General features: G+C 68.1%; 22 protein-coding genes. 12 read left to right on the forward strand and 10 right to left on the reverse strand.

Annotation, left to right across the window (positions count from 1 at the left end):
* The first annotated feature begins 44 nt into the window (after positions 1-44).
* The gene (locus tag HD600_RS09665; RefSeq protein ID WP_184283296.1) at positions 45-758 is read left to right on the forward strand and encodes a fructose 1,6-bisphosphatase; all 714 of its coding nucleotides are present in this window, start codon (positions 45-47) and stop codon (positions 756-758) included.
* A 118-nt stretch (positions 759-876) separates the two neighbouring features.
* Entirely contained in the window at positions 877-2,352 is a 1,476-nt protein-coding gene (locus HD600_RS09670) for a glycosyltransferase family 2 protein (RefSeq protein ID WP_184283298.1), read from the forward strand.
* 184 nt (positions 2,353-2,536) lie between these two features.
* On the opposite strand, the gene HD600_RS09675 is transcribed toward HD600_RS09670, so the two are convergent.
* The 5 genes from HD600_RS09675 to HD600_RS09695 all read right to left on the reverse strand — a co-directional run bounded on the left by HD600_RS09675 (position 2,537) and on the right by HD600_RS09695 (position 7,903).
* Positions 2,537-3,478: a response regulator transcription factor gene (locus tag HD600_RS09675; RefSeq protein ID WP_184283300.1), complete on the reverse strand. Its 942-nt coding sequence runs from the start codon at positions 3,476-3,478 to the stop codon at positions 2,537-2,539.
* 145 nt (positions 3,479-3,623) lie between these two features.
* Positions 3,624-4,628, reverse strand: coding sequence for a glycoside hydrolase family 6 protein (locus tag HD600_RS09680; RefSeq protein ID WP_338402210.1), 1,005 nt, complete (start codon positions 4,626-4,628; stop codon positions 3,624-3,626).
* Positions 4,612-5,736 (reverse strand): GGDEF domain-containing protein, encoded by a 1,125-nt coding sequence (locus HD600_RS09685; protein ID WP_144795920.1) that lies wholly within the window; start codon positions 5,734-5,736, stop codon positions 4,612-4,614. Before HD600_RS09685 ends, HD600_RS09680 begins: the two co-directional genes overlap by 17 nt.
* The gene (locus HD600_RS09690) at positions 5,733-7,406 is read right to left on the reverse strand and encodes a sensor histidine kinase (protein ID WP_184283304.1); all 1,674 of its coding nucleotides are present in this window, start codon (positions 7,404-7,406) and stop codon (positions 5,733-5,735) included. The genes HD600_RS09685 and HD600_RS09690 overlap by 4 nt, the downstream gene beginning before the upstream one ends.
* Before the next feature lie 56 nt (positions 7,407-7,462).
* Positions 7,463-7,903 (reverse strand): VanZ family protein, encoded by a 441-nt coding sequence (locus HD600_RS09695; RefSeq protein WP_184283306.1) that lies wholly within the window; start codon positions 7,901-7,903, stop codon positions 7,463-7,465.
* A gap of 109 nt (positions 7,904-8,012) precedes the next feature.
* Here HD600_RS09695 and HD600_RS09700 point away from each other — a divergent pair, with 109 nt between their 5' ends.
* The 4 genes from HD600_RS09700 (at position 8,013) to HD600_RS09715 (ending at position 10,701) form a co-directional block, all read left to right on the forward strand.
* Complete coding sequence (locus HD600_RS09700) at positions 8,013-8,165, forward strand: hypothetical protein (protein ID WP_184283308.1); 153 nt, start codon at positions 8,013-8,015, stop codon at positions 8,163-8,165.
* 141 nt (positions 8,166-8,306) lie between these two features.
* The gene (locus HD600_RS09705) at positions 8,307-8,957 is read left to right on the forward strand and encodes a response regulator (RefSeq protein WP_338402211.1); all 651 of its coding nucleotides are present in this window, start codon (positions 8,307-8,309) and stop codon (positions 8,955-8,957) included.
* Positions 8,954-10,150: a sensor histidine kinase gene (locus tag HD600_RS09710; protein ID WP_184283312.1), complete on the forward strand. Its 1,197-nt coding sequence runs from the start codon at positions 8,954-8,956 to the stop codon at positions 10,148-10,150. Before HD600_RS09705 ends, HD600_RS09710 begins: the two co-directional genes overlap by 4 nt.
* Positions 10,151-10,560: 410 nt before the next feature.
* Positions 10,561-10,701, forward strand: coding sequence for a hypothetical protein (locus HD600_RS09715; RefSeq protein WP_184283314.1), 141 nt, complete (start codon positions 10,561-10,563; stop codon positions 10,699-10,701).
* A gap of 197 nt (positions 10,702-10,898) precedes the next feature.
* On the opposite strand, the gene HD600_RS09720 is transcribed toward HD600_RS09715, so the two are convergent.
* From HD600_RS09720 to HD600_RS09735, 4 genes are all read right to left on the reverse strand, one after another.
* Entirely contained in the window at positions 10,899-12,719 is a 1,821-nt protein-coding gene (locus HD600_RS09720) for a choice-of-anchor G family protein (protein ID WP_184283316.1), read from the reverse strand.
* Positions 12,720-12,814: 95 nt separating this feature from the next.
* The gene (locus HD600_RS09725) at positions 12,815-13,576 is read right to left on the reverse strand and encodes a hypothetical protein (protein ID WP_184283318.1); all 762 of its coding nucleotides are present in this window, start codon (positions 13,574-13,576) and stop codon (positions 12,815-12,817) included.
* Positions 13,576-14,151: a signal peptidase I gene (locus tag HD600_RS09730; protein WP_184283320.1), complete on the reverse strand. Its 576-nt coding sequence runs from the start codon at positions 14,149-14,151 to the stop codon at positions 13,576-13,578. Before HD600_RS09730 ends, HD600_RS09725 begins: the two co-directional genes overlap by 1 nt.
* Before the next feature lie 59 nt (positions 14,152-14,210).
* Positions 14,211-14,927: a SipW-dependent-type signal peptide-containing protein gene (locus HD600_RS09735; protein ID WP_184283322.1), complete on the reverse strand. Its 717-nt coding sequence runs from the start codon at positions 14,925-14,927 to the stop codon at positions 14,211-14,213.
* A gap of 594 nt (positions 14,928-15,521) precedes the next feature.
* On the opposite strand from HD600_RS09735, the gene HD600_RS09740 reads away from it, so the two are divergent.
* Positions 15,522-17,687: a choice-of-anchor G family protein gene (locus tag HD600_RS09740; protein ID WP_184283324.1), complete on the forward strand. Its 2,166-nt coding sequence runs from the start codon at positions 15,522-15,524 to the stop codon at positions 17,685-17,687.
* Positions 17,688-17,747: 60 nt separating this feature from the next.
* On the opposite strand, the gene HD600_RS09745 is transcribed toward HD600_RS09740, so the two are convergent.
* Positions 17,748-18,689 (reverse strand): Ppx/GppA phosphatase family protein, encoded by a 942-nt coding sequence (locus HD600_RS09745; RefSeq protein WP_184283326.1) that lies wholly within the window; start codon positions 18,687-18,689, stop codon positions 17,748-17,750.
* A gap of 72 nt (positions 18,690-18,761) precedes the next feature.
* Here HD600_RS09745 and coaA point away from each other — a divergent pair, with 72 nt between their 5' ends.
* The 5 genes from coaA to tsaE all read left to right on the forward strand — a co-directional run bounded on the left by coaA (position 18,762) and on the right by tsaE (position 23,694).
* Positions 18,762-19,706 (forward strand): type I pantothenate kinase, encoded by a 945-nt coding sequence (gene coaA, locus HD600_RS09750; protein WP_144795914.1) that lies wholly within the window; start codon positions 18,762-18,764, stop codon positions 19,704-19,706.
* 140 nt (positions 19,707-19,846) lie between these two features.
* Entirely contained in the window at positions 19,847-21,688 is a 1,842-nt protein-coding gene (glmS, locus tag HD600_RS09755; RefSeq protein WP_184283328.1) for a glutamine--fructose-6-phosphate transaminase (isomerizing), read from the forward strand.
* Positions 21,689-21,752: 64 nt separating this feature from the next.
* Positions 21,753-22,118, forward strand: a complete 366-nt coding sequence (locus HD600_RS09760; protein WP_184283330.1) for a holo-ACP synthase — start codon at positions 21,753-21,755, stop codon at positions 22,116-22,118.
* Entirely contained in the window at positions 22,115-23,215 is a 1,101-nt protein-coding gene (gene alr, locus HD600_RS09765; RefSeq protein ID WP_184283332.1) for an alanine racemase, read from the forward strand. The genes HD600_RS09760 and alr overlap by 4 nt, the downstream gene beginning before the upstream one ends.
* The gene (gene tsaE / locus HD600_RS09770; RefSeq protein ID WP_396652261.1) at positions 23,212-23,694 is read left to right on the forward strand and encodes a tRNA (adenosine(37)-N6)-threonylcarbamoyltransferase complex ATPase subunit type 1 TsaE; all 483 of its coding nucleotides are present in this window, start codon (positions 23,212-23,214) and stop codon (positions 23,692-23,694) included. The genes alr and tsaE overlap by 4 nt, the downstream gene beginning before the upstream one ends.
* Positions 23,695-23,720: the final 26 nt, after the last annotated feature.

Consider the following 23,720-nt stretch of genomic DNA (forward strand, 5'->3'; position numbering starts at 1 on the left):
CGTGACCGGTGCTCATCATCCCGCATCTTCAGAAGCCGGTCCTCATGACTCCCCGACGCCTCCCCGGTGCTCTGCGCGCCTCCATCGCCATCGCGACCGTCGCCGCGGTGCTCGCCACCACCGGCTGCGCCCAGGTCGTCGACGCGTTCAACGGCATGCAGCGCACCCAGGACGTCACTCCCGTCGTCCCCGCGCAGACCACGGATGAGGCAGAGGAGGGCCCGGAGTTCGACTCGCAGTTCACCCGCGACGGATCCGTCTCGCTCTCCACCGACGTCGCCGACGACCTCGAGGTGCGGCTGGACGTCTGGGCGTACGAGCCCAAGCGCACCATGGAGTGGACCCCCGCCGGCGAGAAGACCTTCGGCTTCGCCGTCAACGTCTACGACCACCGCGTCGACGAGAAGGCCGTGCTCACCGAGAAACGCCGGGTCTACATCTCGCAGATCGCCATCACGTCGCAGACCTCGCAGACCTCGATGCAGACCTCGAGCCCGTTCCAGTACACCGCCGACCCGCGCACGCTCGTCCCCACCGACACGCTCCGTTCCGACCGCGGTCTGCTGCTGAACAGCTACCAGGGTGGCCTGCTCGTCCCGCAGACCACGATCCACCAGGTTCCGGACGACACCTACGGCATCACGCTGCAGTTCGCGATCAACGTGGCCGTCGAGCGCAACGCCGACGACGACGCGTCCTTCGAGCAGCAGACGGTGTACCAGACGCTGCCGATCGCGATCCACGCACCCACCGAGTGATCCTTTCGCCGATCTTGCGGCACACTGCAGGTTCTCCTGCGCTCGCCTCGAAGTGGGTCGGCGAGGATCGAGGTGTCGGAGCGCACACCGAGCGCACCGCCTCAGGACAAGGACACGCATGACCACGCCATCCACCGGCAGGTACGAGATCGCCGTTCCGCACGCCGACTTCGGCGTCTCGCGCACGGAGATCGAACACGTCCCCGGTTTCGCCGATGACTTCGCCGCGGTGCTGGAGAGCACCTCCGGGCACCGCTCCACCATCGGCTGCGTCATTCCGGCGTACAACGAGGAGGCGTCGATCGCCGGCGTCATCCGCTCCCTGCTGGCGCAGACGCGTGTGCCCGATGTCATCCACATCGTCGTCAACAACACCACCGACGGCACCGTACGCGTGGCATCCGAGTTCGCCGGCCCGCACGAGATCGTCACCGAGCTCGGCGAGCAGTTCACCGAGGTGTTCGTCCACGACATCGGCAAGAACCCCGACAAGAAGGTCGGCGCGCTCAACTACGGCTACTCGCTCGTCGAGGGCTACGACTACCTGCTCGGCGTCGACGGCGACACCATCGGCGACCCCCGCGCGGTGGAGATGCTCGAGACCGAGGCGATCTCCGACTCCCGCATCGGCGGCATCAGCGCGATCTACTCGATCGACACCGCCCCCATCAAGGGCACGATCGCGAAGTTCCTCATCGCTGGTCAGCGCACGCAATTCGCCGCCTTCAACCTGCAGAACCTGCTCCGCGGACGCAACATGGCCGTCCTCGGCGGACAGTTCTCGATCTTCTCCACCAACGCCCTGCGCGACGTGATGAAGGCCAACCACCAGCGCACCCCCTGGGTGAAGGACAGCGAGGTCGAGGACTCCCTCCTGTCGCTGCAGATCAAGAGCGCCGGGTACCTGACGAAGATCAGCCCCTACGCGCGGGCCGACGTCGGCGGCATGACCACGCTGCGCGCCTACGACGCCCAGCAGGTCAAGTGGACGTACGGCGCCATCGAGCTCATGTGGCCGGGCCAACGCGGCGACACGAAGGGGCAGCCGTTCCACCCGAACCTGCGACTGCGCTGGTTCGAGAACTTGAGCATGCTCACCAACCTCTTCGTTCGCATCGCCTTCATCACGCTGCTGGCCGGATCCCTCTCGATCAACGCGTTCGTCTTCTCGCCGTGGTGGCTCGTGCCGTCGGCCGCTGCCGTCCTGCTGAACCTCCGCATCGCGATGTCCATGCAGGACCGTCAACGCAGCGACATCCTCTTCGCGGCGCTCGTCGTCCCGGCCGAGGTGTTCATGTGGATCAGGCTCAGCCACTTCCTCCGCTCCTGGTTCCGGTTCCTCTCGCGCAAGAAGGTCGACAACTGGGCCATGCAGGCCAAGGCCGAAAGTGGCAGCGGCGGCGGGCACTGGATGCCGCTGATCCTCCTCGTCATCGTCATCGTCGCCCTCGGCGTCGCCTGGGCGCTGCTTCCGCCGATCACCCAGTCCGCGATCCTCTGGATCGGCTGGCCGGTCGTCGGCGTGGTCACCGTGGTGCAGACCGTGCTCATGCTCTTCAAGCTGCTGCGCCGGCACCAGGGATTCAAGGTCTGACAACAACTTCACAGAACGGCTGGGGACGCCAGAGTCGCCCCGCTCGCCCGACGCCAGGGGACGACGGAAGACGAGCGGGGCGATCGTTATAGATGCGTGAAACATCACGCGCAGCGCGAGACATCACGTACGGCGTGGTGTCTCACCGAACGCATGGTGTCTCATCCGCGTCCGCGTGGAGGGATCAGGCGGTGAGTTCGGACGTCAGGCGGTAGCCGACTCCGCGAACCGTCTCGATGTACCGCGGCTGTGCCGCCGAATCACCGAGCTTGCGACGCAGGTTCGTCATGTGCGCCTCGATCGCGCGCTTGTCGGCCTCGCCGACGAAGTAGCTCGTCACGTACGACTCGCCGCGCAGCACCAGGGTGAGATCGGCCTTGCTGCGCACGCGGCGCTTGGACTCCATCAGCGCGGAGAGCAGATCGAACTCGGTGCGGGTGAGGTCCACCTCGTGATCGCCGAGCAGGACGATGCGCGTCTCGGGGTTCAGCCGCAGGTCGCGGTGGGTGAGCCAGGTGCCGTCCGTGCGCTGGGCGACGACGCCGCCCTCCGGGGGGAGGACGACCTGGGTCGGCATGATCACGTCCGACGTCATGCGCGACGCGCTGTCGGACGGTGGAGTCGACGGCGAGACGACGAAGGTCTGGTTATCAGCCGGCGCAGGGGCGGATGGCGTCACTGTCGCCGCACCGGGGAAGGACGGGCCGGACTGCTCCTGCCGGCGCACAGGGGCCGCCGCCGCAGCAGTGCGCGGGCGCCGCAGCAGCGCGTCGATGCGGGCGCGCAGCTCGCGGGGGCGGAACGGCTTGTTCAGGTACTCGTCAGCGCCGGCGCTGAGACCGAGCACGACGTCGGCTTCCTCGTCCAGCGCGGTGAGCATGATGATGTACGTATCGCTCTGCGCGCGGATGCGGCGTGCGGCCTCGAACCCGTCAATTCCGGGCATGTTCACATCGAGCGTCGTGATCAGTGGCTGATACTGCAGGACCGCGCGGACGCCGTCGATGCCGTTGCCCACGGAGACCGTCGAGAACCCTGCGGATTCGAGCACCCCGGCGAGGAGGTGGCGCACATCAGGATCGTCTTCGACGATGACCGCAGTCTTCAGCGGTTGAGCATCGTGCATTCGCGACGGTTTCTTTCCCTGCGTGTTCGGCGAGAGGCATGATCCCGCACAGCCGATCGTATGGTGGGCCTGACGCAATCACAAGAGTGCGCATACATAGACTTTTGGCCAGCACGCACGGCGCGTACTAGACGAAAGTCTATAGTCACTCCCTGAGGCCGTCTGTCAGGTTGACGGCGGCTTCCGGCCACCAGACGCCGGCCGCTGGCCCGCCGTGGCACGGCCCGTCGCTCTCGCCGGGCGGCTTGATCCACAGGTTGGTGTCGACGACGTCGTCGCCGTAGGTTCCGCCGGGGTCGCCGACGCGTTGACCTGGTGGGTTGCACCACTCCTCGCCGGCGTTCGCCCTGCCGTTGCGGGACGTGTCGATGACCGCGTGGAGCCCGCCGAGGCGCTCCGAGACGGCATGGGCGTAGTCGAATTCGTCGGCCGTCGACCGGTAGTTGGAGACGTTCGTCGCGAACCCCCGGATGCTGTCGTCCACACTCACAGCGGAGATGAGCGATGCCATCTCCGCCGGGGAGAGCCATCCGCTGTGGCCGCCGTCGAGGTAGATCCACGTCCCCGGCCCCTCCAGCGCGTGCACGGCCTCGCGCAGCTGGACGACGCGTTCGTCGAGGTTGCCGCATTCGCCGGCGAGGGCCAGGCTGTCTGGCTCGAGGATGACGACCTTGTCCATGTCGGGTGCGGTCTTCAGCGCTCCGCCGATCTCCGAGAGCCAGCTGCGGTACGCGTCGGGGGAGAGGCCGCCGGCGGAGTGATTGCCGCAGTCCCGCTCCGGCAGGCCGTACACGACGATGGACAGGACCGCGTCCTGACTGCGGGCCTGCGCGAGGAGGTCGGACACGGTGCCCCCTGCCGTACCGGGCGGGTTCTGCTCTGGCGTGAGCCAGTACGCCGTCGGCTGTGCGGCGAGGAACCGGGTGGCCTCCTCCGAGGCGGCATCCACTCGTCCGCCGTCCAGCGCCTGCTGCGCCTTGGACTGCGCGGGAGCGAGCAGCGTCGTCCCGATCCCCGGGGGCTGAGCGGTCACGGTGTGGAACCAGCGCTGTGCGGCCGAGACGGCGAAGACGACTCCGACGATGACCGCGACGGCAGCGACGCCGAGGAGGACGACCCAGACCCGTCGACGCCTATTCCGCCTCGTCACGGACGCGCTCCCACCGGTCGCCGCCGCGGTCATGGGCTCGCTCCGCTGCCTCCGAAGCGCTCGCGGCCAGAACGTCGAAGTCGTAGCCGACAGCGGTCACGGGGGCCCAGCCGATGCTCGCCGACACGCGGATGGGGAACGCATCGCTGCTCCCCGGGGCGGAGATCCGCTCGAGCAGTTCCGTGGCCAGCTCCCGCACGCTGCCCTGTGCGCGCGGCACGAGGACGAGGAAGCAGTCCGGCCTGATCCGTTCGATGTCGACATCCGCGGGAAGCACACTGTCGAGGTCGCGGGCGAACTTGTGCGTGACGGTGTTGTAGGCCGCGGTGCTGGAGGCGAGGCGGATGTCGTCCGGGTCGTCGAGGCGGATGTCGAGCAGCGACCAGGACTGATCGCCCTGCGCCCGCGCCCGGTCGAGGCGTCCACGTGCCGTCTCCTCGAAGGAACGGCGCGACGCCCGAGGGGCATCCTCGCCGGTATAGGTGAGAAGAAGCGTGGTGACGAGCGCGCAGATGACATAGACAGTCATCCCGATGAGGTTGAGGGATCGGAGGAACTCCAGGCTGTCCGGTTCCGGAACGACGCCGCGCATCGCGAAGAAGCCGTTGACCACGGTGACGACGGCGAGCACGATGAACCCCGCCGATACGGCCAGGAGGGGCAGGGCCTCGTCGCGCTGACGCGGTCCCAATTGCACGAGGTCGATGGAGATCAGCACAGCGAACACCCCGGCAGTGCAGAACACGACGCGGAATGCGACGTCGTACCCGCCGAGGTACGTCGTCGCGAGCAACGTCGTCGGCGCGACGACCGCCCACGCGATCGAGATCCAGGCGTATCCCCTCGCGAGACCGCGGTAGGAGCGGAGTCCCGACCACAGCAGTGGCATGGGAGCGATGGTGAGAGCCGAACCGAGAGCGCGCATCTGAACGGGGGCGACGAAGTCCTGCGCCAGCCACACGTACGCGCCGACCATGGCGATGCTGAAGGCGGCTGACCAGTAGAGCGTCGCTCGCGAGGGGCGAGGGAGGAACCCGAGCCCGATGAAGATGATGGTCGCCGCTGTCGAGACGGCGATGACCGGCATGATCAGGGTGGTGGTGATCATGCGCGCTCTCCTTCGAACGGGACGTGCTCTTCTGATGGGTTTCGCTGCAGCGCGGGGAGGATGACAGTGAGCTCGGTGCCCTGACCGGGCTCGCTCACCACCTCCATCCGACCACCTTGAGCGATGACGATGTTGTGAGAGATGTGCAGCCCCAGTCCTGTGCCGGGAATTCCGCTGTCACGGGCGGCCTGGGTGCGGAACTCCCGCTCGAAGATCCGGGGGAGGTCCTCCGCAGCGATCCCGATCCCCGTGTCGGAGATGCGCAGGCCGACCTCGTGATCGGTCGGGCGCAGGCCCTGTACCGAGACGCGGCCACCGCGCTGGGCGTACTTGATGGCGTTGCCCACGAGGTTGTCGACGACCTGACGGAGACGGAACGCGTCACCGCACACGCACAGCGGTTCATCGAGACGCACGTCCACGGTCACTCCGGCGGTGTCGGCCGCGGGCGAGAACGCCTCTACCGACGCGCGTGCGACGTCCGCGAGATCGAACTCGACTCCTGCCTCCTCACGCTTGCCCGGTGTGGCGAGGGCTTGATCGATCAGTGTCTGCATGCGTGTGCCCGCATGCTCGACGACGTCCAACTGGTCCCGCACGGAGGGGAGGAGGTCATCGCGTTCGAGGAGCAGGTCGATGTGGCCGAGGATCGCGGTGAGGGGGTTGCGCAGCTCGTGCGAGATGCTGCGGCGGGTGGCCTCCTGGCCGGCCTGCGGATCGATCGACGCGGTGACGTCCTCGACGATGAGCAGGAGCCCGTCGTCGGTCACTGTGCCGTGATCGATCTGCTTCGTCGACGTCTTGATCGCCCGCCACTGTCCGTCGATGCCGAACAGCCAGACGATCTCGTCGGCGAACAGCTCCCCGCGTGACGCGCGGGCGATCGAGGTCTCATTGTTCGGCACCGGCTCGCCGCGACGCGTGCGGTACTCGACGGCTCGGGTGGGATGAGAGTGCGCACCGAGCTCGATGTCGAAGATCGCGTGGAATGCCCTGTTGGACACCTCGAGCACGCCACCGGCGCCCACACGGGCGATTCCGATGTCGAGCGAATCCAGCAACCGCCGCGTCCTGGCCTTCTGCTCGTTGACTCGCTGCAACGCGTGCGCGAGACGGTCGGACTGCCCGCGCAGCAGGCGACGCGATGAGCGGTTCCGCTCGGCGCCGACCGACGTGCTGACGCCGACGAAGCTCAGAGTGATCAGCAGGATCACCATGTTGATCGTCGTCTCGACGGTGAGTCCGAGAAGGAAGAGGTTGGTGATCCGCAGGATCGCGATCAGCGACATCAGGCCGACCAGTATGCCCACGGAGTAATAGGAGGCCACCCAGGCGACGGGGAACACCCACAGGAACGTCGCGGCGGCCGTGTCGCCGAGTGCGATGAGTGCGATCGCGAGAGTGTCCAGTAATGGCAGGACGAACACGCCGCCGTTGCCGAACCGATGCCACGGGACTGCCAGGGCGATGATCGTGAGCGCGAGGATGGCGAAGACGCCGACGCTGAAGCGCCAGTCCCCGAACCGCGCAGGGGTCAGGAGGGCGACGCCGAGGCCGATCGCAAGGACCGTGATCCCGATCATGAGCTGCCACTGCCAGATCGAACGGGAGCGGCTGTCGCCGAAGTACCGGAGCGCGGGCGACGACGTCGCTCGCGGCTTCTTCAGCATGTATCCGATTCTATCCGCGCGTCGCCAGCGTTCGAGACGGTCGACGTGCCGGCGGCTCAGGCCACCGGCACGGGGCTGCGCCGCCGAGGGGCGAGCATCCGCACCACGCAGCATCCGACGATCATTCCGAGCGTGTTGGCGACCACATCCGACAGGGTCGTGACGCGGCCGGGGATCATCGTCTGCACGAGTTCGATCGCCGCGCTCGCCGAGAATCCGAGGAGGATGACCCACCAGGCGTTCGTCCGCGGCCAGCCGGCGGCCACGAGGAGGCCGAACGGGATGAACAGAGCGATGTTGGCGCCGAACTCGAACACGGTGTACGTCGCCGACAGCGAGATGTCCAGGCGCTCGGAGACGAAGCGCGCGAGGCGGAAGACGATGCCGGTCACCCGGGATGCGGCGGCGGCGGGCAACCACACGATCAGTGCCAGTGCGATCCCGTAGGGAACCAGGAGCGTGCGCGCCGCGATCGCGAAGGCGGACGGGCGGGGCATGCCCTCGAGTGTACGGGGGCAGTGTGGCGCGCCGGACGCGTCAGGTCAATCCCCTCTTTCGCCGCGCGCACGGGGCATAGCGTCGAAGCACTGAACGAGAGGAGAGTCGATGAGCGATCCGCAGAACACGCAGGGGACCCCCGGCGCCGACGAGGAGGCCGACACGGCATCCGGTGGCACCCCGGACAACCCCGATGAACTTCTCGAGGAGGAGACGACCGACGACGAGGGTCGCCCGCTCGAGAACCCCTCCGGGGGTTGAGCCGCTGTCGCGGAGCCGCTGCGCGACCCCGTGACAGACAGCACATGACTACGAAGGACCCTCGCATCCGCTCGACGGCGGTGCGGGGGTCCTTCCATGTGTACGATCGCGAGTGTGGGGGAAGCACAAAGTCGGATACGCGTGGCGATCGTCGAGGATCAGCCGCTGTTCCGTTCCCTCGTCGAGGCGCTGGTCCGCGGTTCCGACGACTGCACGGTCGTGGTCTCCTGCGGAAGCGTGCAGGAGGCGCGACAGCAACTGCTCGCCGAGTCGCCTGATGTCGTCATCATGGACATCGGTCTTCCCGACGGCAACGGGTTCGGCCTTGCCCGTTCGATGCGCACGCAGCTGCCGGATCTCGGCGTCCTGCTCCTCTCCGCGCATGACGTCATGGATCTCCTGCTGGAGCTGCCGGCGAAGGAGCGCACGGGGTGGAGCTACCTCTCCAAGAACTCCGCGGCCTCCGCTGAGCTGCTCCTCGGTGTCGTGCGGATCACCGCCAACGGCGGCAGTGTGCTCGACCCGGATCTGCTGCGTGAGCTCTCGCCGAGGGCGGGCTCGCCGCTAGCGAAGCTGACGCCACGGCAGTTCGATGCTCTTCGGCTCCTCGCGGCCGGCCGTTCGAACAGCGCCATCGCTCGCGAGATGGACATCACCCCGCACTCGGTGGACAACCTGCTCAACACCGTCTACGGCATCCTCGGGGTGCGCGGCGACACGGACGCGAACAGCCGGGTCTCCGCGGCTCTCATGATGATCCGACACGGGGCCCCGACGGGGGAGATGACGTGACGGACTCGAGGACCGTCTCCGCGCAGGACGCCGCCGACGACATGCGCCGGCTGCTGTTCACCGCCGGCGTGGTTCTCAGCGTCTTCAGCATCGGCGCCGCCGCGCAGTCCGCGTTCGTCTATCACGTGCCCCTCGGCTTCGATCCCGCCCTCGACGGGTTGCCGTCCATGGCGCTTCGAACAGTCGTGAACCTCGCCGCGGGCGCGGCGGCGCTCGGATCGTGCATCTGGGCGCGTCTTCCCCGACTGCCGCTCTCGCGGCAACTGCTCGTCATCGTCACTGTCGCCGTGGTGGTGGCCGTCCTCCGGCACGGTCTGCAGATCGTCACGGGGGTGTACCTGCGTCCGACGCCACAGGTGTCCGCCATCGAACTGGTGTCGACAGTCGTCGTGGTTTTCCTCTCCCTCGTCCTCGGGCTGATGATCATGCGGTCGCAGGCGAACCTCCGTGCGCAGGAGCGCGCTGCCGTGGAGCAGCGCCTCCGGGCTGCATCCGCGCTCGCCGCACTCGCGGAGGAGGAGCTGCGGGTCCGGCGATCCGTCGCCGAGAACCTGCACGGCGGGCTGCAGGGGCGGATGGTGATGGTGGGGGTCCAGCTCGATCGTGTCATCGAGCGCTGGCGTGCCGGTGAGGTGGACGAGTCCGACCGTCACGCGCTGGAGCACGTGCGCGGAGAACTCGAGACGCTGCGTGAGCGCGAGGTCCGTCAGGCCAGCCATCTGCTCTACCCGGCCGGCGTCGACACCGGCCTCGCCTATGCGCTGACCCAGCTGGTACGCCGCATCCCGCCGCAGATCGAGGTCGAGATGCACATCGATGACGCCTTCGACGAGGAACTCGACGGGAACACGCCGAGCGATGGCATCGTCATCTGGCGGGTCGCCCTGCTGCGTGCGGCGGAAGAGGCGATCAGCAACGCACTGCTGCACGGTGCCGCGAGTCGCATCGGTGTGCGACTTCTCGTCACTGAGGGCGATGACCCCCGCGTGATTCTCATCGTCGACGACGACGGGACGGGCATATCGGCGGAAAGCGGCAGGCACCGCGGACTGGCGCTGTCCGATGAGCGGCTCCGGCGCCTCGGTGGCAACCAGCGGCTGAGCCCTTCGCCGTGGGGCGGCGTCCGGCTCACCGCCGAACTGCCCGTCCACGCGCAAGAGCCGCTGCGCTCCGCGCCAGGAGGAAACTCCTGACGATCACGGCTCGCACGGGCGTCACCTCCTGATCGTGTGTCGGGCGGCTCCGCGCAACGAGACGAGACTTGAAGAGGCTGCGCGCGGCCGGCGGTTCCTGATGCCCGATCACTGAACCGCCCTCTTCGTCGTGTCTGCGCCAGGGGTTATCTCGCCGCGCCCGCGGCGGACCAGCTCCGTGCCGCCGGGTGGCGTCGAACTCACCCCGCCGCCGGTCTCGACCGAGCATCCGGTCGGCATGCCCGGCTTCACCTTCGCGAAGACCGCCGACCCGGCGTCTGGTTCGAAGATCGCCGCGGGCAGCGTCGTGACCTACACGCTCTGCATCGGCTGCGGGGGAGACGCTGCGGAGCGTCGCGGTCGCCACGGCCATGCCGCCAGGGGGCGACACCATCACGCCCGCAGAGAGCGTGACCGAGCACCCCGTACTGACCCCGCTCGCGATCACCGGACTGCAGGCGACGCCCTGGGCGCTCGGGCTCATCGCCCTGCTGCTCGGGTTCGGAGGCGTCATGTTCGCCTTCTGGCGACGCGAGCGCGAGGCTGCCTGACCCGCAGCCGACACAGACAGCTCGACCCCGGCGCATCCCCCTCGCGCCGGGGTCGAGCCTTTTTTGGGTTGGGGGAGTCGGGGTGTCGGGGTGGTGCGACCGGACTTTCCGACGCTCGCGTTCTCGTACGGTGACGAGCAGCAGTCCTGATGGACTTCAGGCCGTGCGTAGGTGGTCGCTGCGACCGCACCCGCGAATCAGTAGTTCGCGCAGCGGCCTTCGCGATCCAAGACGCCGTCGACGGCGCAGCTCACACCGACCGATGAGCGCGCAAGCTCGAGGTTTATGTTGGCGGTCGTCCCAAGCACATTGAGTACGCCGACGCTCAATGCCGCAACGTCATACTGACCGTCGGGGATCGAGCCGTCCTCCCAGTCCGGATATGTCAGTGCAGGGTCGGGATCCGGGTGGCGACCCGCGCCGGGGTCGTTCTGAACGTTCGCGCGAAGCGAGACGAGACCGTTCACACCGAGGAAGCCGACGAGAACCGTCTCAAGTGCCTCGATCGCCGGGATGAGCGCGGCCCGAGCGGTCCCGATCAAGGTCGACACGAGGTTCGGGACGAGGCCCGTATTCTCATCCAGAATCACCAGCCGCAAGGTGTCACCGACGAGTTCCCCGACGCCGCCGACGAGGCTTGAGACGACGCCCTCGATAAGGCAACTGAGCAGGTTGAGCGGGCATCCGACGATGATGTCGACCTTCGGAACGACCACAGCATCGCCGTGCAACAGCTCATCCAGCGTTCCGTCGACCTTGACCGAAACCCCGGCGAGCTTGATGAGCGCGCGAAGTTCGAGAGAGATCGATGCGTGGACGTCTGCTTCCAAGATGGCATCCGTGAGGCTCGAGGAGATCGTCGCAACCCAGTCATCGATCGCGTTAGTGAGTGCCGTGATCAACGCTGACGTGACCTGAGCGTTGACCACGAGTTCGGTATTGGGGGCGAGGCCGTTGAGTCCCGAGCCGGGAGCGCCATCGAAGCGATCCCCGCTATACGCCTCTCCGAGCAAGGCGCCAAGATCCACCCTTATGCTTCCGGCTTGCAAGTCGATCGCGACAATGCCGGCTTGATCTTCGATCGTTGCGTGGAGCAATGGTTCCACGACCGAAATCAGGTCCACTGTTATGGAGATGTCGTCGAGCCCTACATTCCCGAGCCCGAGTCCGCCGAGCACCCCGCCGAGCAGGTCGCCGAGTCCGCCTGTGATGCCGGTGAGCACCCCTCCCTGCCCGGCAATGGTGTTGAGCTGACTCTGCAGATTGGACACTGCTGGCATCAAGATGTCGCGGAGATCCTTCGCCAATTCACCCACAAGCAGGGGTGCATCGACAGCGGCGGCCAGCCCTGCGATCGCGTACTCGCGGTCGAGGGAGGAATCGACGTCATTCGACCATGCGGCATCACAAGCGTCCAGGGTGGCGCGGCTTGCGACGGCACCGATCTCGAGGTCCAGGTCGGCGATGCTCGCCACGAGACCCGAGACAGCCTCTCCGGTCAGGCTCTCGACGAGGGTCGATAATTCAAGGGTGCCCAGGGTGGGGAGGTTCCCGTTGTCGTCGTTGTCAGTCTGTACGACGCCAGAATCGTTGACCACGCCGCTCGCGCCCTGTGAGACACCGGAGCCGTCGGCGAGCGCGTACTGGTTCACCGCGCCGACTTCGGTCGCCAGAGGGAGCGAGAGCAAGTCGTCGAGGCTACCACCCGTCAGGGGCAGATTGATCGCACTGAGGAGCCCAACGTCGATCGGATTCGTGTATGAGTCGCCAGCTTGGTTCGCCGTCGCCGTCGCGGGCCGGGGGTGAGCTTGGTCGCCATCGTGGGTGACCGTCATCGGGCTGACACCTGCGACCTGATCGAGGTCGAGGGGCAGGAGGCCTCCGCTGAGCAACTGCCCTGAGCCGCGCGTCTTGAAGATGCCGTCGTCGGCGCAGGAGAGCGTTCCGATGGCGGCGTGATCCCACTCCTCATCGTTCCACGACGCCTCCGTCGCCACGACAGGGGTGAGGTTCGTCACGACCAGCGCCGCAGCGACGCTGAGGATCGAGAACGTCGAGGCGCGTCGAGCGAGTCGCCGACTCGCCGCTTTCGCGCGGAAGGTCGCCCTGGTCCTCACGGCTGCCTCCCCGACGTCGGGGTGCGTCGCGCGGAGTGCACACGGGACAGCACCATTCCGAGGCCGATCGTGCCGGCGGCGATCAGCGCCAGCGAGATCGGCATCAGCCCACCCGTCTTCGCCAGGTTTTCGGGTTCCTGGGTGACAGGCTTCTGCGGGGAGCCCCCGCCCGCAGAGTAGAGGCCGACGCCGATCTCGCCGCGCAGTCCTTGAAGTGTCTTGTCGTCCGCACCGCCCGAGGGGACCGCGAGGGTCACGACGAATGAACGAGTGCGGTCGCGGAGGATGTCCGGCAGCGCCCACACGTCCTCTGCCGTATCGAGGTGCGGCTCGGAGCTGATCCCCGCAAGGGGCTGCTCCGCGATGATGGGCGTGAATTCGCCGCCATCACAACTCGGCTGCACCCGCGGGTCATCGCCGACGAGTGTCCCTTCACACCCGTCGACCTGGATGGTCAGCGGATAGTGCGGGTGAGCGATCAACGAACCGGCGCCGTAGACCCGCAGGGCGAGAGAGCCGCGCTCCGCGCCCAGCAGGTTCGCCTCGATCGACCAGTGCCGCCGGTCGCCCGGGCTCATGTCGAAGAACTCCGTCGGCTGCGGCTCGGCCGTCACCACGAGGTCACCGGCGACGGCATCCGACGCTTCCGTCATCGCCGCGAACGACTGGACGGACACGGATGCCAACCCGAGGGAGAGCATGGCAGCGGTGATCACCGCGCCGAGGGCGCGGCGTCGGTTCCAGCCGTCGCGTGCCATCACGCACTCCTCTCTGTCCTGCCGTGGCGAAGCGCCAGTTCTTCTTCGATCTCTTCCACGGGTGCGGGCCAGAAGGCCCACACCACCAGCAGCCCGATCACCAGCACCAGTCCGCCGAGGAACAGCGGGGCGGTGACCACCGCCAGCACCGGTCCGGCGAACGGAATCGGGAACTGCACCCGCAACACCTTCTCGACCGTGTACGGGAACAGATCGTCTGTGGCGTTGGCATCACCGCGGAGTACGAGTTCGCGCTTCTGCGGGTCGCCGGGCACTGAGTCGATTCCCACAATGCGGTGCGTCACCCACGGCGAGGAGTCGTCCAGCTTGGCCGAAACGACATCGCCGATCTCGAGCTCCGCGGCATCCGCCGGCATCGACAGTGCGCCCGAACCCTGCGGCATGCCAGGGCTCATGGACCCGGTCTTCAGCACGATGATGGTCGCGCCGGTGACCTGGGCGTACACGGTCCATCCCACCGTCGCGAGCCCGAGGAGGGCAGCGACGACCAGGACGATGTCCTTGGCCAGGCCAGGGCGTCGTCCCTTTCGCGCGTGACGCGGTTGAGCGGTCATGGTGACGGGCTCACCGTTTCAGCGGGTGCTGCGAGGCAGCATCCCGCTGAAACGAGGAATCAGTTTCCGGTGACCGAGCTGGCGGCGAAGCGCCACGCCGGGAAGACTGTGCGTCCCTGGAGATTCTGGTTGGCGGGGTCGTTCGGCAGGGTGATCGCGAAGCAGTAGTACTGCACGTCTTGTCCATCAGCCTGCAACGTCTGCGAGACGAAGCCGGAAGTGCCGTCGAGAACATCATCGAGACCCGCTCCATCGACGATCGGCGAGCCAGCGGAAGCAAACCCAGTCGCGGAGCAGTTCTCGGCAGTCGCTGCGGTCGTCGTGACGCGGACCGAGTATGTCAGCGCGTCCCACAGGGCGTCACCCGCATCGACCACGACGTGGGTCGCATCCTCGAAAGGTACTGCCGGCTGAAGTGTCAAGGTGCCGCCGATTGAATCGCTATCGGTCTTCAGCGCGACCGGCGCGTAGATAGTGTCGCCGGGCGTGAGTCCTGCGGGGTCAACGTTGAAGGTTAGTGCGTCCCCCGGTTCCGTTTCGTAGTCAGCGAAGTCGGCGGTGGTAGGTGCGCTGGTGCCTTCCCAGGCGTTCTGCACCACATTGAACTGGCTGGTGCCCACGCCGCTCTCGCCATCAGGGCCGGCGCCACCGAAGACCCATTCGTTGTCGTTCCACGCGGCGAGCGTGACGAGGCCGGCGACGCCGACCGCGGTTCCGCCGGCGATGATGGCCAGCGCCTTGCGGCGCCTGCGGGCAGAGACTGCATGTACTGACATTGGAAACCCCTCTCCATTCCGTCCGCCGACGTGTTCGCCGCGGAATCCGTGAAGGATGCCGAGAAGTCCCGCTCGCCCCCACGAGATGCCTCATGTATACCGCGTTTCCAGAGAATTCATAGATTCGGAACCGTGCGGGATGAGGAGGTGTCTCCTCATCCCGCACGATCAGGATCAAAACCGTTGTCTCGCCGTGATCTGTCGCCGACGCGAGCCGCACAGATGCAGGGAGCAAGCACGGTTGCAGGGGCATCTGTCGGTGTGTTGTCCTGCATGCGTGCTTCGGCCCTGCATCCGTGCGGTGCGCGACTCGGCAGTCCCCCTCCTCGCGCGATCCCTGTCGTGGCGCGGGAGAGCGGGTGCTGCTCGGACTGACCCGCGGGTGATTCGAGGGTGTCGAACGCGGGTGATGGGCGGAAGTTGTAGTAGGCGCAGACCTCTGAGTAATGTCACGCGTGGGGAACGCACAGTGCGGTGCGAACGGTCTCACGGCGATGATGCCACGAGCGGAACTGCTGACGACCACGCATCGACCCGACACGACACGTGCTTCGCCATCACCGCTGTTCTCGCCTGCCTTTCGGAGGAATGACCATGGCCGTACCCTTTTCGCGCAGACCGCCGGGCCGAAGCGCCCGCGGCGTCACCGTCGGAGCATCCGCACTCGGTGTGAGCGCACTCATGATCTTCGGATCGATCGTCCCGGCTGCGGCCGACGCGGACGAACTGTCCGAGGCCGATTCCCGGTTCGTCACGGTGAGCGGCGTCGATCTGAGCGCCCCCGAGTTCGCGAACACGTATTCCGCTGCTCCGGGTGGGCCCGCGACGGCGACCTCGATCTTCGACTCGTCCGTGTTCGACGCCCTGGGCGACCGGGTCGCGCTGCTGCAGGGCGGCCACGGGCGCGTGCCGCTCGTCCACGACGGATCCGCCGGGCTCCTCGCCGTGAACCAGAACGACATCGTCGGCTTCTCGACGAGCCCGAACCTCATCACCTCGATCGCAGCGAACGGCGCAGTCGATCCGACGACCGGCGACTTCACCGACAGCTCGAGCGGGGGATCGGTCGTCAACCTCGACGCCGCCTTCGACGCACTCCGCGTCGAGCCGCTGACCCGCCACGTCCTCAGCCAGATCGACCTCCAGGTCGGCACGGTCGCGAGCCGTGCGGTCGCCGATGCCTACAGCGGTGCGAGCGGCGACTACCGCCTCGACGGACTGCGCCTGCAGCTGACGAGCCCACTGCTGACGGAACTGCCGAGTCTGATCGACGGCACCCTGAACGCGGCGACGTTCGTCATTCGCGAGGCCCTCGCCGCGGCGCTCCCCGGGGGCCAGCTCTCGCTGCCGGCGGGGACGATCCCCGACGTGCCGGTCGGAGTCGGCACACTCGTGGTCGACGGCGCGACGCTCACGGTGAACGCACCGGACTTTGACGACGTCGTGAGCGAGGTCATGGCCGACGGAGTGGTGGTCGTCAGCGATGACGGCGTCGCCACCGTCGACCTGAACACGGGAGAGATCTCCATCGACCTCGCGCCGCTGTTCGGCGGCAGCGTCGACGGTCTCCCCGCGAACACCGACGTCTTCACCACCGACAACATGGGAGCGATCTCGAACGCTGTCGCCAACGCGCTCAGCAAGACGACGCCCCTCTTCGCCGGCGGTGTCGTCAGCGCCCTCCACGCCACGCCCCTGGGCATGAGCCTCGACGCCAGCTTCGTCATGGCACCGAACTCCGTCACGCCGAACCTCAACGACCTCACCGTCGCCACCGGAACGCTCAGCGGCTCGGGCAGCCTCGACGACTTCGCGAACGGCGACAGCGTCTTCACGTCATCGTTCGTGCAGGCGCCGGGCCTTCCGGCCTGCGCGCGTGCGCTTGTGCTCGGATTCTGCCCGGCACCGACCGCGACCGTCGTCGGCGGCGCGATCCTCGCGATCAACGCCGGCGTGCCCACCCTCGCTCCGGAAGCCATCGCTGCGCTCGCCGGCCCCCTCCTGGCCGGACTGGAGGAGGCGGAGGATGCCGTCATCGCCCAGCTCGACACCGCCATCGCCGGCGTCTACCAGCGCATCACGAAGGCCTTCAAGGGTCTGATGCCCGCGCTCGCCCGCGTCGTGATCAACGAGCAGTCGACGGGTGACCTCGGTGGCGACTCCCTCTCCGCGCGTGCAGCCGGCGACTCCTTCTCGGTGCAGGCACTCGGCGTGACGATGATGCCGACCTTCAGCGGCTCGAGCCAGGCGCACATCGGCCTGGCGATCTCCACGGTGCGCGCGGTAGCGGACCCCGCAGTGGACATCGTCGAGCCCGAGACGAAGGCCGGCGGCACGGTGACGATCGAGGGCACCGGATGGAACCCCGCCGGCGGCCCGGTCGTGCTCGTGTTCACCGACGCAGACGGTGATCCTGTGGGCGAGCCCGTCGAAGCGGAGGTCGCCCCGGACGGGACGATCATCGTGACCTGGGAGGTCCCGGAGGGCACCGCGGACGGCGAGCTGACGCTGACGGCGACCCAGGGCGACCTGAGCCGCACCGACGTGGTGACCGTCGACAACCCGGTGATCCCGCCGACGCCGGAGCCCACGCCGACGCCGGACCCGGAGCCGACCCCGGACCCGCAGCCGACCAACCCCGCTGACAACACGGGTGGCCTTGCGACCACGGGCACCGAGCTGCCGCTGCTGCTCGGCGGGGCGGTCCTCGCGCTTCTCATCGGAGGCACGTTCCTCGCGAGCCGGACGCGCCGCAGCTAGTTCGACAGCTGCAGTGCCCAGTGGGGATCACCGACCGACCGTCGGTGGTCCCCACTTCCGTCAGATCCCGGCTCCGCCCCAGGTCATCGACTCGGTGTAGCGGAGCAGGACGCCCTCGCGCAGCGCCCACGGCGAGACCTCGATCTCGTCGATGTCGAGCATCTTCATCGCGGTGTGCAGGCACACGGCCGCCGCGACGATCTGGAACGTCCGGTCGGGCGTGATCCCGGGTAGCTCCTGACGAGCGGATGCCGGGATCCTGGCCAGCCGCGGAATCCACGACTTCAACGACGACCGCGACATGACCGTGCGGTCGAACCCGAGCCCGGAGACCTCACGGCCGGCGAGGTTCGCCAGCGACCGGATCGCCTTCGACGATCCCACCAGGTGGTCGGGCGCAGGCAAGGCGTTCAGACGGTCGGCGACGGGCGCGAGCACCTCTCTGGCGTGCACCCGCAGCCGCTCGACGGCATCCTCACCCGGCGGGTCCTCCGGCAGGAACTGCACCGTCATGCGTCCGGCGCCGAGGGGAACGGATGCCGCCACCTCCGGCAGCTCGTCGCCACCCGCGGCGAACTCGAACGAGCCGCCTCCGATGTCGAGGAGCAGGATGCGACCGGCATCCCACCCGAACCACCGACGCACCGCGAGGAAGGTGAGCTCGGCCTCCTCCTCACCGGTGAGGACCTGCAGGGGCGAGCCGAGCGCGCGCTCTATGCGCGCCATGACCTCTTCGCCGTTGAGCGCCTCGCGCACCGCGCTCGTCGCGGTCGCGAGCAGGGTGTCGACCCGCTCGTCCTCGGCGATGCGGCGGGCACGGGCGACGGCATCCACGAGGGCCTGCACTCCCTCTTCGCTGATCGCGCCTTCCGGGGTGAGGAACCGCATGAGGCGCACGACGCTGCGGTCACTGGTCGTGGCGTGCGGTCTGCCGCCGGGGCGGGCATCGGCGGCGAGCAGGTGGACGGTGTTCGACCCGATGTCGAGGATTCCCAAGCGCACGGGATGAGACTACTCGCGGCGACCGCGCGAAGGCGCGGACCGGTGGGGCGGACGCGCGGATACGATGGTGCCGTGACCACCGCCGACCAGACCACGCCGCTGTCGCCGTACCGTGAGATCGGACGCGCGGAATGGGCGCGACTGGCCGCAGGGCTCGACCAGCCCCTCAGCGAGACGGAGGTCGTCGAGCTGCGCGGCATCGGCGACCGCCTCGACCTCACCGAGGTGCGTGAGGTGTACCTGCCGCTGAGCCGGCTGCTGAGTCTGTACGCCACCGCCACCAAGCAGCTCGGCGCGGCGACGAGCACCTTCCTCGAAGAGGAGGACGTCACCACGCCGTTCGTCGTCGGCGTCGCCGGATCCGTCGCGGTCGGCAAGTCCACGATCGCTCGTCTGCTGCGCGAGCTGATGAGCCGGTGGCCGGGGACGCCCCGTGTCGAACTGGTGACAACGGACGGCTTCCTCTACCCGAACGCCGAGCTCGAGCGCCGCGGCCTCATGGACCGCAAGGGCTTCCCCGAGTCGTACGACCGGCGGGCACTGCTGGAGTTCCTCACCGAAGTGAAGTCCGGCGCGGAGGAGGTGCGCGCACCGTTCTATTCGCACATGCGGTACGACATCGTCCCCGACGCCACGGTCGTCGTTCGCCGCCCCGACGTCGTGATCGTCGAGGGGCTCAACGTGCTGCAGCCGCCGCCGGCGCCCAACGACGTCGCCGTGAGCGACCTGTTCGACTTCTCCCTGTACGTCGACGCCGACCCCGACCACATCGAGAAGTGGTACATCGACCGCTTCCTCGCCCTGCGGCAGGGCGCGTTCGCCAATCCGTCGTCCTACTTCAACGTGTTCGCGCAGCTCACCGACGACGAGGCCCGTACGACCGCACGCGGATACTGGCGCGACATCAACATGCCCAACCTCCTCGAGAACGTCATGCCGACCAGGCACAGGGCGACCCTCGTGCTCAACAAGGGCATCGACCACAACGTCGAGAGCGTGCTGCTGCGCAAGCTTTGACAAGCGCCGGAGCAATGCGCGCAGCGCGTTGATGCGGCGGCTTGTCAAGGTTGAGCGAGCGAAGCGAGTCGAAACCTCTGATCCGCGGCATCCAATTTCGTTCGGGATCCTCGCAAAAATCCGCGCTTATCCTTGACCGCATGTGTGGAATCGTCGGATACGTGGGCCCGCGCCCCAGCCAGGACATCCTTATCGCTGGGCTCGCCCGCCTCGAGTACCGCGGGTATGACTCCGCGGGCATCGCTGTCATCGACGGCGAAGGACACCTCGGCATGCGCAAGAAGGCCGGGAAGCTCAACGCGCTGCGCGACTCGCTCGCGGACGCGCCGCTCGGCGACGGCACGACCGGCATCGGTCACACCCGCTGGGCGACGCACGGCGGGCCGACCGACGTCAACGCGCACCCGCACCTCGCAGACGGTGGCAAGCTCGCCGTCATCCACAACGGCATCATCGAGAACTTCGCCGCCCTCCGCGAAGAGCTCCTCGCCGACGGTGTGGAGTTCCTCAGCGAGACGGACACCGAGGTCGCCGCGGCCCTGCTCGGCCGCGAGTACGCCACGAGCGGCAACCTCCAGGACGCGTTCCAGCGCGTCGTGAACCGGCTGGAGGGGGCGTTCACGCTCCTCGCCATGCATCAGGACCACCCCGGTCTCGTCGTCGGCGCGCGCCGCAACTCGCCGCTGGTGATCGGCCTCGGCGAGGGGGAGAACTTCCTCGGATCCGACGTCGCCGCCTTCGTGGAGCACACGCGCAAGGCGCTCGCGATCGGACAGGACCAGATCGTCTCGATCACCCCGTCCGACGTCACCGTCACCGACTTCGAGGGCAACCCCGTCCAGGCGGAGCCGTTCGAGGTCTCCTGGGACGCCGCCGCCGCCGAGAAGGGCGGCTGGTCGTCGTTCATGGCCAAGGAGGTCGCCGAGCAGCCGGAGGCCGTCGCGAACACCATCCGCGGCCGCGTGCGCGACGGTGCCGTCGTCATCCCCGAACTCGACGGCCTCGATGAGCTCTTCATCGGCATCAACCGTGTGATCATCACCGCCTGCGGCACGGCGTCCTACGCCGCCCTCGTCGGCAAGTACGCCATCGAGCAGTGGGCGCGCGTCGCGACGGACGTCGAGCTCGCGCACGAGTTCCGCTATCGCGACCCCGTGATCGGCGACGACACGCTCGTCATCTCGATCAGCCAGTCCGGCGAGACCATGGACACCCTCATGGCCGTCAAGTACGCCCGCGAGCGCGGAGCGCGGACGCTGTCCATCTGCAACACGCAGGGCGCCACCATCCCTCGCGAATCGGATGCCGTCGTCTACACCCACGCCGGACCGGAGGTCGCCGTGGCATCCACCAAGGCGTTCTCGGCGCAGATCACCGCGCTGTTGCTGCTCGGCCTGCACATGGGCCGCGTGCGCTCCACACTGACCGACACCACGGCCGTCGAAGAGCTCAGCACGCTCCCCGAGAAGATCGCGCAGGTGCTGGCGGAGGAGAACGAGCACGTCTCGCAGCTCGCCGGCTGGATGGCCGACACCCGCTCCGTGCTGTTCCTCGGGCGCCATGTCGGCTACCCGATCGCGCTGGAGGGTGCGCTCAAGCTCAAGGAGATCTCCTACATCCATGCCGAGGGCTTCGCCGCCGGCGAGCTCAAGCACGGTCCCATCGCGCTCATCGAGCCGGGCCAGCCCGTCTTCGTGATCGTCCCGTCGCCCCGGCACTCGGCGCTCATCCACTCCAAGGTCGTCTCGAACATCCAGGAGATCCGCGCCCGCGGCGCTCGCGTGATCGTCGTCGCCGAGGAAGGGGATGCCGCGGTCCTGCCCTTCGCGGACGAGGTCATCCGCATCCCGCTGGCGGGCGCCATGTTCGAGCCCGTCCTCGCCGTCGTCCCGCTGCAGATCTTCGCCATGGCGCTCGCCACGGCCAAGGGCCTCGACGTCGACCAGCCGCGCAACCTCGCGAAGTCCGTCACCGTGGAGTGAGTTCGTCGCTGTGACTCCGGGCCCCCGCATCCGCGTGATGCGGGGGCCCGAGTAGTCTTGTGAGGTGATCATCGGGACAGGTATCGACCTCGTCGACATCCCGCGGTTCGAGAACACCATGTCCCGGACGCCGCGGCTGATGGAGCGGCTGTTCGCTCCCACCGAGCGGGAGCTGCGACTGCCGTCGCTCGCCGCCCGCTACGCCGCGAAGGAAGCCCTCATCAAGGCGCTCGGCGGCTCGGACGGCGTGCACTGGATCGAGATCGAGATCGGTTCGGAGGAATCCGGCAAGCCGTACTTCCGCCTCGCCGGGTCCACAGCCGCCGCTGTCGAGGAGCGCGGCATCACGCACCTGCACCTGACGATGTCGCACGACGCCGGTCTTGCCACCGCGTTCGTGATCGCCGAACGGATCGAGCAGGACGCATGACCGTGCCGTTCCGCGAGGCGACCATCGACATGGACGCGATCGCCGACAACACCCGGCACCTCCGCCGTCTCACCGGCGTCGACGTCATCGCCGTCGTGAAGGCCGGTGCCTACGGCCACGGTGCCGCGGCCGCCGCCGTCGCCGCGCTGTCCGGAGGGGCGACGCGACTCGGCGTCGCCGATCTCGACGAGGCATCCGAACTGCGCCGTCAGGGCATCACCGCGCCGATCGTCGCCTGGCTGCACGCGCCGGACGAGCGGTTCGAATCCGCTGCCGCCGAGGGGATCGAGGTCGGCATCTCCTCGTTCCCGCAGCTCGAGGCCGCCGGATCCGTGCCGGGCGGGAACCTCGCCGTGCACCTGAAACTCGAGACGGGCCTGTCGCGCAACGGCATCGCGCCGAGCGACTGGGGTCGCGTCTTCGCCGAGGCCGCCCGCCTCGAGCGCATCGGCCGCATCCGCGTGGTCGGGATCTTCAGCCACCTCTCCAACACGTCACTGGACGACGACCGCGCAGCTCTCGCCCGCTTCGAGGAGGGCGTCGCGGCCGCGGCATCCGCAGGACTCCGCCCGGAGATCCGGCACATCGCCGCCACCGCTGCGGCGATCGATCTGCCGGAGGCGCGCCTCGACGCCGTGCGGATCGGCATCGGCCTGTACGGTCTGTCTCCCTTCGACGACCGGTCCTCCGCCGACCTCGGGCTGCGCCCGGCCATGACGCTGCGTGCCGCCGTCGCCGCGGTCCGGCGCGTCCCGGCCGGCGCCGGCGTCTCGTACGGCTATGAGCACCGCACCGACCGGGAGACGACGCTCGCGCTCGTGCCACTCGGCTACGCGGACGGCATTCCCCGTCAGGCATCCGGCCGCGGTCCCGTCGCCATCAACGGGCGCCGGTTCACCGTCGCCGGACGCGTCGCGATGGACCAGTTCGTCGTCGACGTGGGAGACGCCCCGGTCGCCGTCGGCGACGAGGCGGTCCTCTTCGGAGACCCGACGCTCGGTCAGCCCGCCGCGACGGAATGGGCGGATGCCGCGGGCACCATCAACTACGACATCGTCACGCGCATCGGCCGCCGGGTTCCGCGGAGTAACGCGTGAGCGTCGACCCTGCCTTCCTCGGACGCCGCGACATCGCCACGTCGGACGAGATGGAGCACCTCGGGCACGTCATCGGCGAGCAGCTGGTCGCGGGTGACCTCATCGTGCTCACCGGGCCGCTCGGCGCGGGCAAGACGACCTTCACGCGCGGACTCGCGGAAGGGCTCGGCGTGCGCGGACCCGTGCAGAGCCCGACGTTCGTGATCGCCAGGACCCACCCCTCGCTCGTCGGGAGGGCCCCGCTCGTACACGTCGACGCCTACCGGCTCGGCTCCGCGGTCGAGCTCGACGACCTCGACATCGACTTCGCCCGCTCTGTCGTCGTCATCGAATGGGGTCGCGACATGGCCCCGGCGATCGCGGACACGTGGTGGGACATCGAGCTCGAGCGACCCGTCGGCGGCGCGGAGGGCATCGCCGACGAGGACCTCGACGCCGACGCTCCCCGCGTCGTCACGATCCAGCGCATCGGCGCCTAGCTGTTGTTCCTCGGGAGGTTGTGAAC

Origin of the sequence: Microbacterium ginsengiterrae, from assembly GCF_014205075.1 — a bacterium.
Taxonomy (GTDB): domain Bacteria; phylum Actinomycetota; class Actinomycetes; order Actinomycetales; family Microbacteriaceae; genus Microbacterium; species Microbacterium ginsengiterrae.